We start from the raw sequence: 17,590 nt of genomic DNA, 5'->3' as shown, positions 1-17,590 counted from the left end.
GGAGAAACAAACGATGACCAATACAACTGATTACCCCTTACTGAATGACCAATTTATCGACATGAAATTTATCACTCATCTGACAGGATTAACGGATAAGTGGTTTTATAAACTCATTCAAGACGGTGAGTTTCCGAAACCAATTAAGCTGGGTCGCAGCTCCCGCTGGTTGAAAAGTGAAGTAGAACAGTGGTTACAAGCGCGCATTGATGAATCGCGTACTTAGCGTTAGCCTAATACCAATAAATCATATAGGAAGTGATACCTCGGCATAATTGTTTTAGCAGTCTAGTCGCTTTTATATTTAAATTTCAATTTATTACATCTTCATTGTGTTTCATGATGCCTTCAGCAAATAGCGCCTGTAATCCACCTCGATTAAACGTTGAAATCACGCGATGTTTTTCTTCTAAGGTCAATGATTTAAAGATGTAGTTCCATCCGGCTTCAATTTCTTTCGGTGTGACATTATTGAGTGGTGCAGATTGCAGAGTACCTTTTCCCGTAACTAACCACTCTAATGAACACCCTGTGTATTTTACTATTGCTTCAATTTTGTCAATACCCGGAAGGCTCTGACCGCTTAGGTATTTTCTAATTGTAGCATCACTGATACCGCACTCACTCGCAAAACTACGAACGGAGTTTTTACCAATTAAGATTTTTAGTCTGTCCTTAAAACCCGTGATACCTGAAGGTGAATCGGGGTTATTCTACAGGGACATTGAACGAGATGATTGGGTCATTATTGAACTCCTTGGTGAGAGATAAAGTTTGCATTTTATTGATATAATAGTTCGTTGTGTGTTTGTATTCTAGAGCGTGTTGATCTTTTCGGTATAAAAAGCAGACAGCAAATGGGGCTGTTATAATGGTTTCGCCAAAAATCAAAAAAACACCCCCCAAATGCCGAGACTTATGTTAACAGATGATAGCTGGAAGTTACTATCAAAAATCATGCACCTAACCGGACGTATTTATAACAAACCAGAACATAGAATGACCCTTGAAGGTATTTTATTCCGAATAAGAACAGGCATTCCATGGCGCGATTTACCTCGTCAATTTGGTGAATGGAATACGGTATTTAGACGTTTTAACCTTTGGTCAAAGAAAGGCGTGATGATGGAAATTTTCCAATTTCTATCTCGCTTCAATGATCCTCAGTGGCTATTTATTGATGCCAGTATCGTGAAAACGCATCAAGATGGAGCCAACGTTAAAGATGCTTCAAAGCAGGCTATAGGCAAAAGTCGAGGCGGCAACTCAACTAAAATACATTTAGCGGTAGATAGCAGTGGTCTTCCGGTTCATTTTGAGTTGTCAGGTGGGCAAGCCCATGATGTGAGTTATGCAGAAACATTGGTTACCTCTTCACCGGAAGCCGAAGTTGTTATTGCAGATAAAGGCTATGACTGTGAAGCCTTACGACAGTTGATAAAAAGCCGTCGGGGTCAGCATGTCATCCCAAGAAAAGGGAATAGTAAACAAGGGAATAAAGATATTGATTGGTGCTTATATCGATATCGTCATTTAGTTGAAAATGCCTTCCTAAAAATAAAGAAATATCGAGCGGTGGCGACTCGGTATGACAAATTAGCCCGAAATTATGAAAGTGTTGTTGCTTTAGCATTTTCAATCATGTGGCTCCCAATGTGGGTCGATTGAAATATGCACTACAAAGATAAACACGCTCTAATATTATGGTGATGGTGAGCGTTCTTTTAGATGTATACGAAGTTGTCCATTTGCCAGGGGATGTGTCATTCACTGATTTAAAATAACCATCATTTGATAGTGTCTATATTCGTTTTTCGAGTCATGAAGCCTGCCTGGTGGCGGTTAGTCCAGCTTGTCTCTATCGACTGGTGTATGGCAAAGCCTACCCTGATAAACTCACCGAAGAAGAGGATTTAAATCTGAGTTTTCATATCGATGAACGGCTGTTACGCTACCACCCTATGCTGGAAGGTATACTGCTCAGTGAATGTGTGCGTCTTAAACAGCACGCCTTTGCTAACAAGTTAATCAGTTTATTTCAGCAATTTAATGATCCGGAAATACGCCCGAAATTGGTCTGGTTATGTTGGTATGATTTGCTGTTAGGGGCACAGTTAGACGATTGGAACCATACACTTAAGTTGAAATCCAAAGAACAACTCGTAGAATGGGTGATTGATAGGCAAGCCGAAAATTGGGGATTAACAGCTATCATGGATGAATATGTATTGTTTAGCCGATAACATACAGATGCACAATAAGGAGAGCAACATGAACAATATCATTAATGTACTGCTATCTAAGATATGCTGATGTTCTTTCTCATGACAAATCCAGTAAATACCTAAAGGCCAACTGTAGAATTCCTTACTGAATACCCTATTAATCAATATGAATAATCAGTAGTGTTAACCAATGCGGGTTCCATAAGCATATTTAAGATGATAAAATTCCAATGGTGGCTATGTTAGCGTAAGGTCTCGTTGATTTAAAAGCAAAGGCTAACAGTGGCAGCCATGTTAGGTTGGCTGCTTCACCATGCCTAAAAGCTAATATTAAGATTATCACTCATTGTAAGTGATACCAACTACCTGGAGATCTAAAGGCGCAGTAAGACTTATCTGTAAGTATATCTTATTTATAGATAGTTTAATTGAAAACTATTTCACACAAGCTTATTTTTGGTATAGTACCTAAAAATATTTGAGTAAATTAAGAATTATCAGTGGACAGGCAGCTGTAAGCTTGGGGCGGTAGCGTGCCAAAATCATTATTCAACTATTTTTGATGCTCATTTTTTAATGCTCAAAGTGCAGCTTAATTAATCCAAAATGAAAATATTAGCTACTGGTGGTTCAGGCTTTATTGGTTCTGCGGTTATTCGTTATGTTATTAATAATACAAATGACTCTATTATTAATATTGACAAACTATGCCTGTGATCATTGAAAATTCTTGATTTTGTCGAGAATGAGATCATGCTGGCAATATGAATATTGAGCTAACCATCGAACAGATACGTGCTCTTGAAGCACTACATAGTAAATGCCGTGACCGCGGGGGCTGCGACAGAATACGTTGTCTGCTTCTGCCTACTCAGGGATGGTCTACGGCTATTATTGCCCAATCTCAGCTCATTCATGAAACAACAGTTTTTCGCCACATTGTTGATTATCTTGGCGACGGTAAACTGACGCCGAAAAATGGTGGTTCACAGGAGCACCTTTCATCTGAGCAGAATGCAGAGTTGAAACAGTATCTGACCGATAACACTCTGATTACCAAAACCAGCACAGTGGCTCACATAAAAGAAAGGTACAACGTGTGCTACAGTATTCCGAGTATGAATAAGTGGCTGCACAGGAACGGCTTCAGCTATAAGAAACCCACAGGGGGGCCACATAAATTTGATGCTGAAAAATAGCAACAGTTTGTTGAAAAATACACGGAGCTGAAGCAAACCGCCGGAAATAATGTTCCCATCCTGTTTATGGATGTAGTTCAACCTACACAGTCAACAAAACTCAGCTATGGCTGGTTGCATAAAGGTGAAAAGAAAGTTGTCGAAACAACAGGAAGTCGCACCAGACTGAATATCTTCGGCGCTCTGAATCTCAATAATATCGCTGCGACTATCACACGGGAATACCCAACGATTAATGCCTAGAATATCTGCCGTTTTTTTATAGCGATACGGGAAACTTATCCACTTTCTCGGAAGGTCTGTCTCATTCTGGATGATGGCCTTACCATTGTACTCAGCATGTTAAGGACTGGGTTTACGTGATGAATATCGAACTGCATTCTCTGCCGCCTTACAGCCCCAACCTTAATTCGATAGAACGGCTATGGAAGGTGATGAACGAACATGCTCGAAATAACCGCTACTTTGCAACAGCCAGGGCGTTCAGGGCGTTCCACTGGCAGCCAGTCTTGAGCACAAAGAATATGGTATCCATGGCAGCACGGTATCTCTCGTTTACAGTGAGTGCCGAGCGGATAATTGGTTTTGTGCTCAGGGATAAGTGGTGCTATTTTTTCCCAGAGTTCATCGCTGATCCGCCATCTGCTGCCTATTATATTTTCACCTTCAGAATTTACTCTTTACGACATTCTGACAATCCCTTCTGGGATAGGCTCTTAATTTAAAAGTGAAAAATTTATCAATTAATTCAAGTGAATAAAAATAAATTTACTATAAACACACCATCTAGGTTTGCTAAAATGAAAAAAATATTGAAAGAAATAGGCTTCATTAGAAAGATATGGTTTTGGTTCTATTTTATTATAAATAATAAATACATACCTAATTTTAAAAAACCTAAAACGTATAATGAAAAATTAAACTATCGGAAGAGAAATGCTAATCATGAGCTTTTTAGCAAATGTTCCGATAAAATTGAGGCCAAAGATTATGTAGCATCTATCATTGGTGAACAGTATATAATTCCAACTCTTTATACTGGTTCAAATATTTCATTAGAAAAAATAAAAAACATATTAGGCGAACATGGTGATTGCTTGCTAAAAGCAAATCATAATTCTGGTCCAGTCTATTTATTAACAACGAAAATGGATGATAGTGATTTGTTAATGGCTTGTAATGACGTGAATAAACAACTAAAAATAGATTTTGGAAAATATCAAAATGAGCCATGGTACAGTAAAATTTCACCACAAATATTAGTAGAAAAACGTATTTATCCTGAAGAGGGTGAGTCTGACTTAAAAGACTATAAATTTCATGTTTTTAAGCAGAATGATGGGACAAGCAAAGTTATATTACATATAGATTTTGATAGAAATAGCAATCATAGTAGGTCATTTTTTGATGATGATTTAAATTGGTTACCATTTTCTTCTTTTGTACCTTCTATTTATACTTCCATTAATAAACCAGTAAATTTTGAAGAAATGTTGATATTAGCTAAAAAATTAGCAGAGCCATTCAATTATGTAAGAGTTGATTTTTATAATGTGGCAGGAAAAATTTATTTCGGAGAACTCACATTTGCGCCTGGTAGTGGTAGCTCACCATTTACAAATAAAGGATATGACCTCTGGATGGGGAATATGTGGCATAAAGATCCGGCTAATTAATTATAGCTATGCCTGTGATCATTGAAAATTCTTGATTTTGTCGAGAATGAGATCATGCTGGCAATATGAATATTGAGCTAACATCGAACAGATACGTGTTCTTGAAGCACAACATAGTAAATGCCGTGACCGCGGGGGCTGCGACAGAATACGCTGTCTGAAGTGATGGCATAGTTAATTTGTCCACCTGATTAGAGGTGATATTCTTACCTCAAGTGGGCACATGGTTAAGCAATATTCAGCAGAGTTTAAAATCGAAGCCGCTAAAATGGTCGTTGACCACAATTACTCCGTGGCGAAAGCCGCACAGGCAATGGGCGTGAGTCTGGCCGCACTTAATCTCTGGGTTAAAAAACTGCGATTAGAGCGACAAGGTAAAACCCCCGCAGGACTCCCGCTTACGCCAGAACAGATTGAACTTCGTGAGATGAAAAAAAAGATACAACGCTTTGAAATGAAAAACGAAATCCTAAAAAAGGCTACGGCGCTCTTAATGTCGGACTCATTGAAGGATTCACGATAATCGACAAACTCAGAGCGCATTATCCCATCACAACACTTTGCCAACTTTTTGAACGTCATCGCAGTAGCTATCGTCATTGGCATCATCGAATGAAAAATGCCGTACCAGACGGAGAACGAGTGATTAAACGAAGCTTAGTTAAAGACGCTTGGAACTTAAGCGGGGACTCTGCTGGCGCAAGGACTATCGCTACGATAGCCACAACGCAGTACAGTGTAAATATGAGCCGTTATCTCGCTGGTAAGTTAATGAAAGAAATCGGTATTACGAGCTGCCAGCATGTGAAACATCGCGGTCTACTATTTCCATCGCCTCAGAGTGCTAATAATTGAGCACGTTGATAAGCATTTTTGGTTTGATGGAGAGATAGAAATCGGCGAAAGTTATTTTGGTGGACGTTGTAAAGATCAGCGATGCAGAGCTGCAGCCGGTAAAGTACCTGTATTCGGGCTATTGAAGCGAGATGACAAGGTTTATACTGAGGTTATACCGGATGCTAAATTTACCGATAATTGAGTCAAAAATTTACCCTGACAGCATCGTCTACACGGCTAATTTTGCCAGTTATGACGTACTGGATTTGAGCGATTTTAAGCATTACAGGATCAATTACAGTACTCAGTTTGTAGATAAAAAAAACGCAAAAATCAGATAAATGGCATTGAGAATTTTTGGAACCAAGCGAAGCGTCACATGCGTAAATTTAACGGTATTCCGAAGGCTCATTTTGAGCTGTATCTGAAGGAATGTGAGTGGCGTTTTAATACACCAAGTGTAAAACACTAATTAACAATGTTAAAACAGATAGTTCAAGGTAAAATTTAAACCTTATCTAGGACACCCCAAAAATTAATACTAAAAAGAAAATATTCAGCTAAATTAGATTTGGTTGGATATTATGGTTTGCTATAAATGTCGAATAAAAAAGAAATTATAAAAAATTTAATAAGCTTTGGTACCATTGATGTTCTTGGTTTATTAATACCAATAGTTACTATGCCCATATTGACAAGAGCACTGGGGCCTAGTCAATATGGAGAACTTTTATTATTATTAACAATGTTATATTTTGGTCATACTATTATAGACTATGGAACTCAATTTACTGCAGTAAGAAAATTAGCTAATGTTAGAAATAATAAGCATGATATTAATAATATTTACTCAGATAATCAAAGCTTGAGGCTTGTCTTATGCTTACTTTACCTAATCGGTTTAATTGTTTACTGTTTCGTTTTTTCATTACATGATACATTAAATAATTTAATCATTTTTGGTAGTATGTACTTAATCGGTTATACATTAAGTTCCCCATGGTTTTTTCAAGGTATTGGTGCTGTCGAACAGTTAATGAAAGTTTCCTTAACTGCGAAATTAATTAACCTTGTAATAATATTATTTTTTGTCAATTCACCTAAAGATTTAACAATTGCCATTGCAGCATTTTGTCTACCAATACTGTTTAGTGGTTTATATCTAACAACTTATATTTATTTAAAATATAAATTAAGCATACCAAAATTTAATAAATTACTTAATTCTCTTAAAGATGGAAAAGATGTATTTATAGGCTTATTGGCTCCCAATTTTTACAATACGATACCTACAATTGTTTTGGGTACTATTTATCCCCCTTCAGAATTTGTTAATTTTGCAATTGCTTCTCGATTAGCTTCAGTAGTTGTAACAATACAAGATGTTGTTGCTAAGGCACTCTATCCTGTGCTTTCTAAAATAAAGGAAAGTCCGGTTATTAAATTGTTACTACTAAATAGCATAATTTCTATATTCCCAATTGCATTTTTATTGATCTGGGGGGAACGTTGTTTACTTTTTTTTCTAGGGAAAAATTTCTCTGGCGCTAACCTATATTTAATAATTTTTACTATTGGAGTACTTTTTATTGGCTTATCTAATGCATTCAGTAAAGGCTTCTTTTTACCTAAAGGGTTAGATCGTATATATAGAAATATATCATTGAGGATATCTATTCTATCCGCAGTGATTTGTATATTTTTTATATACTATTTTGGATTAATCGGTGGGGCTATATCGATTACTTTAGCTAGATTCTTATTTTTTATGGATTATTATCTTACCTACATTAAATTCAAGAAAAATCATTGTTAGTATAAATATATCCTATATACATTAGAGTTATTGCTCTAAAAAATAAAATTCATTCAACCTCATCATCCTAAAAGATTAATTATATCGCTCAATTTTATATTTTGGAAAAATAATGGACTTGGTTTTATATTTCGGAATTCTTTTTTTATCCATCATATCAATAATCAAAATTGGTGGCATTGGATTAAAAATAAAAATGAACTGCAGTTTCTTCCTACTTTTATGGTGGGGATATTACTTCTGGCTGAAAATACCTTATTTTATTTATAACGAAAAATATGATTTAGATTTTTTATATTTATCCTTATCTATTGTGTTTGTATACTTCTTAGGCTTTTTATTAGGTACATTTATAAAAGTCTTTAAATTGAATTTTTTTTACACGACGAATGAATTCATACTTAAAACATCAACAAGAAAAATAGTATTCCTCTTTTTCATTTTAGTAATAACCATATTGTTTTATAACTATAATAAATATGGAACTTTAAATATTGTAGAATCTATTTCCTCCATGAAAGAAAATAGAAAAGAAATTACTTGGGGAGGTATCACAGTTTACTTTAGTTTTTTTGTTAATGCTTTTAGTAAAATAGTAGCACTTCTTTGTATTGCTTTGTCCATAAAGAATAAAAACTATAAAATAGCGTTATTTATGTGCATCGTCATGATGCTAGTTTCTGCTCAAGGTGGTTCTAAATATGCATTACTGTGGTTACTATATCCTGTATCTATTTATTCACTATTATATAAGCCTATTAATGCTATGTTATTAGCTATTCCTATTTTGATATTAGTATTATTAATACCCATAATAAATATATATAGAGATGCTGGTCATTTAGATGTAGATGGCAATTACTTGCTATCAATACTTCTCAATCGTTCTGACTTATTCAACGGAATTTATGACCTTGTAGTTCACGTTTATGAAAAGAATGATTTTGAACTTGGGCTAACAATATACTCATTGTTCTTAAGATTCATACCTAGAGATATTTATCCAGATCGCCTTGGCTCAAGCGATGCATTTATGACAAAAGAAATATATAATCAGGATTTTTGGATTTTTAATTTTGGTGGGATTGGTGAGTTTTATTTCAATTTTGGTATTTTAGGTGTATTATTCATTGGTGTTTTTTCTGGTTATATAATAAAAGTCATTAATTCTAACTTAATGAAATCTACAGAAAATAATATGTTTCTATTCGTTTGCTTAATAGCATCCCCTTTTTGGGCAATGCCATGGGGTATTGGTTTTAATGTGTTTTTTACTGATCTATTCGTTTTTTGGCTATTGTCAATACCATTGTCATATTTTCTAATAAAAATCATGTTTAGGTTTAAATTAAAATGAAATCCTTAATACTTATAAATTCAGGCGAATCAGGCGGTGCAGAAAAAGTAGTTTCCATATTATCGCATACGCTTACAAAAGATAGTACAGGTATTGTTTTTATAAAAAATAACGTGTTCCATGAGTTTAATAATAATCTTAACTATTTCACATTAGATGAAAATAAAAACAAAAAAAATAGGTCAATATTACTTTTGGCTTTAAAGTTAAAAAAAATAATAAAAGCTAATGATATTAGAATTGTACAAAGTCACATGTATAGATCAAACTATATTAATATATTAGCAAAAATTTTAGGTAGTAAACATGAAGTTCAAATTGTTAACTGTGATTGTGTAAGTACAAAATATACCCATGGTATCAAAAGCATTTTGAGTAAATTAATGATTCGCTTATTATATCGATTTTCAAATATCACAATTACAAAATCTAAAGCTATGCTTGAAGATTTAAAAAAATATACGCGTATTAAAAATGAACAAGTAATTTATAATCCAATAGATATTACAAAAATAAATAAACTAAGTACAGTTAGCTCAACTATTTTTAATAGAAACGACTATGACTTCACTAAGATAATTGTCAACGTAGGCAGGTTTCATCCACAAAAAAGACAAAAAGATATAATTATTGCTTTAAGCCATTTAGATAAATCATATGGTCTAGTGCTTATTGGTGATGGAGAAGAACTACTTGATTGTAAAAATTTAGCTAAAGAATTAAATGTTTCTGATCAAATCATTTTCACTGGCAATCTTAAGAACCCTTTCTCAGTTATTTCTCAATGTGATCTGTTCATAGTTTCTTCGTCTTGTGAAGGCTTTCCTAATGCACTTGTTGAAGCCATGGCATGTGGGTTACCTATTATTTCATCTGATCATTTAACTGGAGCAAAAGAAATTTTATCAAAACAAGCTGATCTTTTGAATATAAAGCAATACAATGACTCTTTTTCATGTGAGGAGTATGGGATATTATATCCAGTAGGTAATACATTTGAATTAACAGCAGCAGTTAAACATATATTTTCTAATAATTTAATCAAATATTATAGTGAAAAATCAAAAGATAGAGCATCAAACTATGATGCACCTACTGCTATAGCAAAATATATAGAACTATTATCATAGTTAGTATATAATCAAGTGGCTTTTATTTATAAATAGAGACATCTATAAATCCTTGGTAAAACTCATAATGAATTTTATAATTATTCAAAACTCAGTAAAAACGGTTTTAATATTTCGAGTTGGATATATAAAAGAATTATTAAAACATGGTAATGTTATCGTAATTGCACCAAATGATGATGATAAATCAAAGAGAAAATTGGAGTCTATGGGGGTTGTAGTTGAAAAAGTATCTACTAACCGATTAATATCCATAATTCAGATGAATTATTTTATTTCAAAGTATCGCTTCAAAAAAAAAACATCCTTTATTTGCCATTTTTTAATAACTTTCTTAATGTGTTATCCTAGCCTTATTCCATTTAATAGAAAGCTAATTATTTATACTGAGGGATTAGGTAGTCTATTTGCAAAAAAAACTATTTTTAGATATCTATTGAGATTTTTATTAATCCATAACCATGCAGTACGATTGTTTTGCAATCAATCTGAAAAACAACTTATTGGGAAAAAATCAGATATTGTTACAAATGGTATAGGTATTGAGCTAGAAAAATTCATAAAAAAAAGCAGTATTCCATCAAAGAAATATTATCGCTTACTATATATTGGCCGATTAATTAATGACAAAGGGATCAGAGATGCTATCGATGCATTTAGAATCATTTCTTCTATTCGTTCGGATGTAGTGCTTACATTAGTTGGGGATATTTATCCTAATAATCCATCATCTCTAAATGAAAATGATATACAATTATTAAAATCTGAATTTAATTCAAATATTGAATTTATAGGATTTACTGAAAATGTTTTAGATTGGTATCATTCTTCAGATATTTTATTATTACCATCTATTCGAGAAGGATTTCCAGTATGTGTTATGGAAGCTAGCTCTGTTGGTATTCCAACAATTGGATATAATGTACCAGGAGTTAGAGATGCTATTAGAAGTGGTGAAAATGGTGAATTAGTAAAATTCAGGGATGTTAATGGTATTGCGGAAAAAGTACTATCCTTGTTAAATACTAATAAATTGTCTTGTTATATCGAAAGAGCGAACACTTATGCTAAAAATAATTTTAGTAGCCAAGAAAAAAATGCTCAAATATTGAAAATACTATTAGATTTCAATACGGGTAGTAAGTATCAAATTTAGCCTTACTACACTAAGAATAAATATATTCTATGTTAACAGTTAGCCCGTCTTATTAAAATAGCTTTAGCATAGTTAATGTATAAACAATCTCATTTTAATACTTTCTAATTATTGTAGGTTAAAGGATGAAATATTTAGTAACAGGTTCTGCTGGTTTTATTGGTAGCCACGTAATTAAAAAACTCAATATGTTAGGACACGAAGTCATTGGAATTGATAACATTAATGACTACTATGATGTCTCTTTAAAGTTATCTAGACTAGAAAAAATACATCATCCTTTGTTCAAATTTATACATGTTGATATTTCTGATTTAAACTCTATTAATCAACTGGTTATGGATAACGATTTTGATTGTGTTATTCACCTTGCTGCCCAAGCAGGTGTACGTTACTCATTAGAAAATCCATTTGCTTATGCAGACAGTAACTTAACCGGTCACTTAGCAATTTTGGAAGGCTGCCGACAAGCGAAAATCAAACATTTAGTTTATGCGTCTTCCAGCTCAGTCTATGGGATCACTGACCAAACGCCATTTAGTACAGATATGCCTACTGACCATCCCGTTTCATTGTATGCGGCAACGAAGAAAGCCAATGAATTAATGGCGCATTCCTATTCACATTTGTACCAGCTCCCGACGACCGGTTTGCGCTTCTTCACGGTGTATGGTCCGTGGGGCCGTCCAGATATGGCACTATTCAAATTTACCAAAGCCATCTTAGCCGGTGAGCCAATCGATGTTTATAATAACGGCAATCTTAGCCGTGATTTCACTTTTATTGATGATATCGTGGAAGGGATCATCCGTATTTCCGATATAATCCCACAAGCAGACCCAGAAAACTGTTCGCTTTCACCTGCACAAAGCAGTGCGCCATACCGTTTATATAATATTGGTAATGGGCAGCCCGTCAAATTGACGGACTTTATTGCTGCACTTGAAAAATCATTAGGGAAAAAAGCGATTAAAAACTTTTTACCGATGCAGGCTGGGGATGTGTACACCACTTGGGCGGACACTGAAGACCTATTTAAGGTCACCGGTTATCGTCCACAAGTTTCTATTGAGCAGGGCGTACAGGCATTTGTCGATTGGTATCAATCCTACTACCGCCTGTAAAGTATCATCAATTTCCCTGTAATGTCCTAAGATGGATTTGAGAGGTCAGTTTTGAAAATAGCAATTGCAGGTACAGGCTATGTGGGTCTGTCTAACGCCATGTTACTGTCACAAAACCACGAAGTGGTGGCCGTCGACATCGTGCCTGAAAAAGTGGCGATGCTGAACAATAAGCAATCGCCGATTATCGATACCGAAATTGAACAGTTTTTGCGTGAAAAAACACTCAATTTCCGTGCAACGCAAGATATTGTTGAAGCCTATACGGGCGCACAGTATGTGATTGTTGCCACACCGACTGACTATGACCCGAAAAGCAACTACTTCAATACCAAGTCAGTTGAATCGGTCATTCATGATGTGCAGAAAATCAACCCTACAGCCACCATTATTGTTAAATCCACCATCCCTGTTGGCTTTACTGAGCGCCTGCGTGAAGAGTTTGGCTACACCAATGTGATTTTCTCCCCTGAATTTTTACGTGAAGGCCGCGCGCTGTGGGATAACTTGTACCCATCACGCATTGTGGTGGGTGAACGCTCTGAGCGAGCGGAAATCTTCGCGGATTTGCTGCTCGAAGGCGCTATCAAAAAAGATGTCCCTGTGCTGTTTACCGATGGCACTGAAGCGGAAGCGATTAAATTATTCGCCAATACTTACTTAGCGATGCGTGTGGCCTATTTCAATGAATTAGATACCTATGCAGAGAGCCGTGGCTTGAATGCACGTCAAATCATCGAAGGGGTGTCTTTAGACCCACGTATTGGCAGTCATTATAACAACCCTTCATTTGGTTACGGTGGTTATTGCTTACCGAAAGACACCAAGCAGTTACTGGCTAACTATGACGATGTACCGAATAACCTCATTAATGCAATTGTGGAATCTAACCGTACCCGTAAAGACTTTATTTCTGATGCGATTATTGCCAGAGCGCCACGTAAAGTCGGGGTATATCGTTTAGTGATGAAAGCGGGCTCAGATAACTTCCGCGCCTCGGCGGTACAAGGTGTGATGAAACGCATCAAAGCCAAAGGCATTGAAGTGATTGTGTATGAGCCAGTGCTTAAAGAGGACGAGTTTTTCCGTTCAAAAGTGTACCGTGACCTTGAAGCGTTCAAAGCCAATAGCGATATTATTTTAGCCAACCGGATGGTGCCTGAACTCGAAGATGTCGCAGAGAAAGTATATACACGTGATCTGTTTGGCAATGATTAACCGATAGGCTAAATTTATCGTTCTGCTTTTGCCAAAAATTTACCTTCGCTATAAGCTATTTAAAAATTATATTAAACACGTATAAGTGGGATGATGATAGCAACCCATAACTTATACCTTATCTAAACATTTTTTATCATAGGATGGTCTTGTGCTTAGTAAGCGTCTTTCATTGACACTACTCGCAGCCAGCATTTTGCTCACCGGCTGTACCGTTACCCCTGGTGTCTATATGTCTACATCAGGCAAAAATGTCGTCGACACTGGTGATCGTGATATCTCTAAATTTGTGGATATCTATCCGATTTCACCAAAACTGCTAGATGAGATGTACGTAGCACCCGTTATCGCCAAACCAAACCCTACACTTGAAAAGCAACTTTCAACTTATGAATACCGTGTGGGAGTGGGTGACGTATTAACCATCACTGTGTGGGATCATCCTGAATTAACTATTCCAGCGGGTTCTTATCGTAGCGCTGCCGACGCAGGTAACTGGGTTCATTCCAATGGCACCATTTACTACCCTTATATCGGTAACGTGAAAGTTGTTGGTAAAACGCTGTCGGAGATCCGTAATTTAATCAGCAGTAAACTGGCTACCTATATTGAATCACCGCAAGTGGATGTCAGTATTGCGGCATTCCGCTCGCAAAAAATGTATGTTTCTGGCGAAGTGGCTAAACCAGGTACATTGCCAATTACCAATATCCCTCTTACCCTTCTGGAAGCCTTTAATAACGCGGGCGGTCTCACCGAAAAAGCCGATTGGGATAACGTCGTGCTGACCCGTAATGGCAAAGAAATTAAACTCTCATTGCAATCATTGGTACAGTATGGCGATATGACCCAAAACTACCTAATGATCCCAGGTGATACGCTTTATGTACCACGCAACGACGGGCAAAAAGTATTCGTAATGGGTGAAGTCGGTCAGCCAAATACCCTGACTATTGATCGTGCAGGTATGAGTATCACTGAAGCACTGAGTAAAGCAGGGGGTACCGATCAAACAACCGCTAATGCAACCGGTGTGTTTGTTATCCGTCCTATTAAAAACCAAACCTCTGGTGATAAAGAACTTGATGCGTTGCTACCGAAAAAAATGGCGGCAGTCTATCAGTTAGATTTATCCGATGCCACTGCCATGGTGATGGGAACGGAATTTAAACTGCAACCTTATGACTTAGTTTATGTTACCGCCGCCCCTATTGTGCGTTGGAACCGCCTAATCACCCAATTGCTACCAACCATCGCGTCATATAATCAGCTAACCGAAGGTGTTAAACGCGTTCATGACTGGTAATCCATATGTTTAATAATATTCTCGTTGTCTGTATGGGGAATATTTGCCGCTCCCCCACGGGGGAGCGCCTATTACAAGCCCATTTCCCCAATAAAAAAGTGCACTCCGCGGGCATTATCGCCAAAGAAGATCGCCCCGCTTATGATAGCGCCATCCGTATTGCACAAAACCACAATCTCTCTTTAGATGGCCATCAATCACGTCGTTTAACCAGTGAATTATGTAAAGAAGCAGACTTAATCCTAGTGATGGAAAACGACCATATTGATAGAATCCATCAACAGTTCCCTGAAACGCGTGGCAAAGTCATGTTATTCGGCCAGTGGCTTAATAAAACCGAGATCCCTGATCCACATAAACGCAGTGATGAAATGTTCGAGCATGTTTATCAACTGATGGAAAAAGCCGTTATACAGTGGCAAGGGAAAATTTAATTTTACTATTTGAAGGCTTAACGTTAATTGATTATGAACACGACAAAAACCAACTCCGCTGCCTCTGACGAAATCGATCTGCTGGCGCTCTTTAAGATACTCAAATCCAGCTACCTTAAAATCGGCTTTTTTACCCTCTTTTTTATTGTTATTGGTGCCGCTTATAGTTTTCTAGCGACACCAATCTATCAAGCCAATGCAACACTGCAATACGATAAAATGAGCCAAGTTTCATTGTTAGATCAAATGAGCGATGTGATGCCATTTGCTAACAATAATAGTCAAGCCGATTCCGAAATCGAGGTCATTAAGTCTCGGATGGTGCTCGGTAAAACGGTTGCAGACCTTAATTTAGATACCCAAGTCGCACCCGCTGGTTTTTTCGATAGGCTATGGGGAGACAAAGCTTCTGTCGCTATTTCTCTCTATTCTTTACCTGAACATCTTATTGGTGAACCCGCTATTGTGACCTATTTAGGCGAAAACCGTTATGCTCTTCATATTGATAACCAAACCTTTGAAGGCAAAGTGGGCGAACTCCTAAAACAAGATGAAATCAGCTTGCTGGTATCTTCAATCAATGCTGAAGTCGGACAAGAATTTACCTTATCTAAAGATGCCCGTTATTCGACCATTGAAAACCTACGTAATACCTTAACGATTGCAGAAGTCGGTAAAGGCACGGGGATTATTAGTCTTGCTATTAAAGGTGCCGATAAAGCGGAAAATGTGCAAATTCTGAATAGTATTATTCAGAATTATGTGGACCAAAATACTGAGCGTAAAAAAGAGGTTACCAATAATACCTTATTGTTCTTAGATGAATATTTACCGAAAGTAAAAGCTAAATTGGACAACTATGAAAATCAATTAAATGCTTTCCGTAAAAAGAATGAATCTATCGATCTGTCTTTAGAGGCTAAATCGGCTCTTGATAGCGCCTTGCAAGTCGAAGAGAAACTCAATGAGTTAACCTTTAAAGAGGTAGAGATCCAGCAGCTCTATACCCGTAACCACCCTGCTTACCAATCATTGTTGGATAAGCGTCAGCAACTGTTACGTGAAAAAGAGAAAATCAGTAAAAATATCCAAAAACTTCCCAATACCCAGCAACAGATAGTGCGTTTAACCCGTGATGTAGAGTCCGAGCAAGCTATCTATAATCAGCTAGTGGCCAAACAGCAAGAGCTGAGCGTATTAAACTCCGGGATCACCGCCGATGTGCGTATTATTGACTCGGCAGAATCCCAACCTAATGCCGTGGCACCGAAAAAAGCGCTCATAATGGTTCTGGCGACGATCCTCGGTTTTATTGTGGGTTGCGCTTATGTGATCGCCCGTGAGTTCTTTAATAATAAGATTAAAGGTACTGAAGATATCGATGCATTAGGTGTTAACGTCTATGCCACTATTCCATTCTCGACTCATGAGAAAAAATTAGTTGCAGCGGGGAATAAGCGCCCACTTGCATTAGAAAACCCAGCCGACACGGCAGTAGAGGCAATCCGTTCCCTACGTACCAGCGTTTACTTCTCGGTGATGAACCAAGGGAATAACTTGGTGATGATCAGTAGTGCGTCACCGGGCGTAGGTAAAAGTTTTGTTACCTCTAATATGGCGGTTGTATTAGCTAATGCGGGTAAAAAAGTCCTCTTAATTGATACCGACTTACGTAAAGGCCGTATTCATAAAGCCTTTGGTTTAAGCAATAAAGCGGGGTTATCCGAATATTTGGCTCAGCAGGGCATTACGCAACCGACCATTCACCATGGTGTGATTGAAAACCTAGATGTGATCTGCCGTGGTAAAAATGTCACTCACTCTTCTGAGTTACTGATGGGAGAACGTTTTAAACACCTGCTCGACACGGTGAAAGGGCAATATGATATCGTGGTTATCGATACCGCCCCAATCTTAGCAATCACTGACTCCGCGATTATCGGTAAGTACGTCGGCACCTCACTGCTTATTGCCTACTATGGTGTCAATACGGTGAAAGATATTGAGCTATCGCTAAAACGTTTTAAACAAAACGATATCGAAATCACAGGCGTGATCCTCAATGGTATCGATGCGAAATCAGACGACTATAACTATGTCTATGAGTACTAG

15 protein-coding genes and 4 pseudogenes are annotated in these 17,590 nt (G+C 36.8%); 17 read left to right on the top strand and 2 right to left on the bottom strand.

All coding sequences use genetic code 11. The annotated features are described in order from the left end of the window. Nucleotides 1–13 precede the first annotated feature (13 nt). Nucleotides 14–226 carry a helix-turn-helix transcriptional regulator gene (locus M1E96_RS17725; protein ID WP_369427244.1) on the top strand — a complete coding sequence of 71 codons (213 nt, stop codon included), beginning with the start codon at nt 14–16 and terminating at the stop codon, nt 224–226. Nucleotides 227–311: 85 nt separating this feature from the next. On the opposite strand, the gene M1E96_RS17720 is transcribed toward M1E96_RS17725, so the two are convergent. Then, nucleotides 312–662, bottom strand: a complete 351-nt coding sequence (locus M1E96_RS17720) for a helix-turn-helix domain-containing protein (RefSeq protein WP_369427532.1) — start codon at nt 660–662, stop codon at nt 312–314. A 244-nt stretch (nt 663–906) separates the two neighbouring features. On the opposite strand from M1E96_RS17720, the gene M1E96_RS17715 reads away from it, so the two are divergent. From M1E96_RS17715 to M1E96_RS17700, 4 genes and pseudogenes are all read left to right on the top strand, one after another. Then, entirely contained in the window at nt 907–1,668 is a 762-nt protein-coding gene (locus M1E96_RS17715) for an IS5 family transposase (protein ID WP_113532875.1), read from the top strand. A gap of 167 nt (nt 1,669–1,835) precedes the next feature. Further along, nucleotides 1,836–2,243 carry a hypothetical protein gene (locus tag M1E96_RS17710; protein WP_369427243.1) on the top strand — a complete coding sequence of 136 codons (408 nt, stop codon included), beginning with the start codon at nt 1,836–1,838 and terminating at the stop codon, nt 2,241–2,243. Nucleotides 2,244–2,831: 588 nt separating this feature from the next. Further along, nucleotides 2,832–2,933, top strand: a pseudogene (locus M1E96_RS17705) (NAD-dependent epimerase/dehydratase family protein); the annotation flags it as partial. Nucleotides 2,934–2,989: 56 nt separating this feature from the next. Continuing rightward, nucleotides 2,990–3,897 (top strand): annotated as a pseudogene (locus M1E96_RS17700) (IS630 family transposase); the annotation flags it as partial. Between the two features lie 5 nt (nt 3,898–3,902). Here M1E96_RS17700 and M1E96_RS17695 read toward each other — a convergent pair. Next, nucleotides 3,903–4,080: pseudogene (locus M1E96_RS17695) on the bottom strand (transposase); the annotation flags it as partial. Nucleotides 4,081–4,224: 144 nt separating this feature from the next. Here M1E96_RS17695 and M1E96_RS17690 point away from each other — a divergent pair. The 12 genes and pseudogenes from M1E96_RS17690 to M1E96_RS17635 all read left to right on the top strand — a co-directional run bounded on the left by M1E96_RS17690 (nt 4,225) and on the right by M1E96_RS17635 (nt 17,590). Beyond that, on the top strand, nt 4,225–5,100 hold the full coding sequence (locus M1E96_RS17690) for an ATP-grasp fold amidoligase family protein (protein ID WP_369427242.1): 876 nt from the start codon (nt 4,225–4,227) through the stop codon (nt 5,098–5,100). A 223-nt stretch (nt 5,101–5,323) separates the two neighbouring features. After that, the gene (locus M1E96_RS17685; protein ID WP_368875300.1) at nt 5,324–5,623 is read left to right on the top strand and encodes a transposase; all 300 of its coding nucleotides are present in this window, start codon (nt 5,324–5,326) and stop codon (nt 5,621–5,623) included. Nucleotides 5,624–5,871: 248 nt separating this feature from the next. Continuing rightward, nucleotides 5,872–6,409, top strand: a pseudogene (locus M1E96_RS17680) (IS1595 family transposase). Nucleotides 6,410–6,535: 126 nt separating this feature from the next. Beyond that, nucleotides 6,536–7,753 carry an oligosaccharide flippase family protein gene (locus M1E96_RS17675; protein WP_318558687.1) on the top strand — a complete coding sequence of 406 codons (1,218 nt, stop codon included), beginning with the start codon at nt 6,536–6,538 and terminating at the stop codon, nt 7,751–7,753. Between the two features lie 112 nt (nt 7,754–7,865). Further along, entirely contained in the window at nt 7,866–9,110 is a 1,245-nt protein-coding gene (locus tag M1E96_RS17670) for an O-antigen polymerase (RefSeq protein ID WP_318558686.1), read from the top strand. After that, a complete protein-coding gene (locus tag M1E96_RS17665) occupies nt 9,107–10,240 on the top strand; it encodes a glycosyltransferase (protein WP_369427241.1) in 1,134 nt (377 codons plus the stop codon). Before M1E96_RS17670 ends, M1E96_RS17665 begins: the two co-directional genes overlap by 4 nt. A gap of 67 nt (nt 10,241–10,307) precedes the next feature. Next, nucleotides 10,308–11,396, top strand: coding sequence for a glycosyltransferase (locus M1E96_RS17660; protein ID WP_318558684.1), 1,089 nt, complete (start codon nt 10,308–10,310; stop codon nt 11,394–11,396). Between the two features lie 125 nt (nt 11,397–11,521). Beyond that, nucleotides 11,522–12,520, top strand: coding sequence for an NAD-dependent epimerase (locus tag M1E96_RS17655; protein WP_279861319.1), 999 nt, complete (start codon nt 11,522–11,524; stop codon nt 12,518–12,520). Between the two features lie 51 nt (nt 12,521–12,571). Further along, nucleotides 12,572–13,738 carry a nucleotide sugar dehydrogenase gene (locus tag M1E96_RS17650; protein WP_318558683.1) on the top strand — a complete coding sequence of 389 codons (1,167 nt, stop codon included), beginning with the start codon at nt 12,572–12,574 and terminating at the stop codon, nt 13,736–13,738. 151 nt (nt 13,739–13,889) lie between these two features. Then, nucleotides 13,890–15,044: a polysaccharide export protein gene (locus M1E96_RS17645; protein ID WP_369427240.1), complete on the top strand. Its 1,155-nt coding sequence runs from the start codon at nt 13,890–13,892 to the stop codon at nt 15,042–15,044. Between the two features lie 5 nt (nt 15,045–15,049). Further along, nucleotides 15,050–15,478, top strand: coding sequence for a protein tyrosine phosphatase (locus M1E96_RS17640; protein ID WP_369427239.1), 429 nt, complete (start codon nt 15,050–15,052; stop codon nt 15,476–15,478). Between the two features lie 33 nt (nt 15,479–15,511). Next, nucleotides 15,512–17,590 carry a polysaccharide biosynthesis tyrosine autokinase gene (locus tag M1E96_RS17635; RefSeq protein ID WP_369427238.1) on the top strand — a complete coding sequence of 693 codons (2,079 nt, stop codon included), beginning with the start codon at nt 15,512–15,514 and terminating at the stop codon, nt 17,588–17,590.

The organism is Providencia sp. PROV236, from assembly GCF_033676985.1.
GTDB classification, from domain to species: Bacteria; Pseudomonadota; Gammaproteobacteria; order Enterobacterales; family Enterobacteriaceae; genus Providencia; species Providencia manganoxydans.
This window is presented reverse-complemented; position numbering and strand designations above follow the sequence as displayed.

Bases quoted from the DNA above. Each gene is read 5' to 3' on its own strand.
- M1E96_RS17725 (WP_369427244.1), top strand. From the start codon at position 14: ATGACCAATACAACTGATTACCCCTTACTGAATGACCAATTTATCGAC.
- M1E96_RS17715 (WP_113532875.1), top strand. From the start codon at position 907: ATGCCGAGACTTATGTTAACAGATGATAGCTGGAAGTTACTATCAAAA.
- M1E96_RS17690 (WP_369427242.1), top strand. From the start codon at position 4,225: ATGAAAAAAATATTGAAAGAAATAGGCTTCATTAGAAAGATATGGTTT.
- M1E96_RS17685 (WP_368875300.1), top strand. From the start codon at position 5,324: ATGGTTAAGCAATATTCAGCAGAGTTTAAAATCGAAGCCGCTAAAATG.
- M1E96_RS17675 (WP_318558687.1), top strand. From the start codon at position 6,536: ATGTCGAATAAAAAAGAAATTATAAAAAATTTAATAAGCTTTGGTACC.
- M1E96_RS17670 (WP_318558686.1), top strand. From the start codon at position 7,866: ATGGACTTGGTTTTATATTTCGGAATTCTTTTTTTATCCATCATATCA.
- M1E96_RS17665 (WP_369427241.1), top strand. From the start codon at position 9,107: ATGAAATCCTTAATACTTATAAATTCAGGCGAATCAGGCGGTGCAGAA.
- M1E96_RS17660 (WP_318558684.1), top strand. From the start codon at position 10,308: ATGAATTTTATAATTATTCAAAACTCAGTAAAAACGGTTTTAATATTT.
- M1E96_RS17655 (WP_279861319.1), top strand. From the start codon at position 11,522: ATGAAATATTTAGTAACAGGTTCTGCTGGTTTTATTGGTAGCCACGTA.
- M1E96_RS17640 (WP_369427239.1), top strand. From the start codon at position 15,050: ATGTTTAATAATATTCTCGTTGTCTGTATGGGGAATATTTGCCGCTCC.
- M1E96_RS17635 (WP_369427238.1), top strand. From the start codon at position 15,512: ATGAACACGACAAAAACCAACTCCGCTGCCTCTGACGAAATCGATCTG.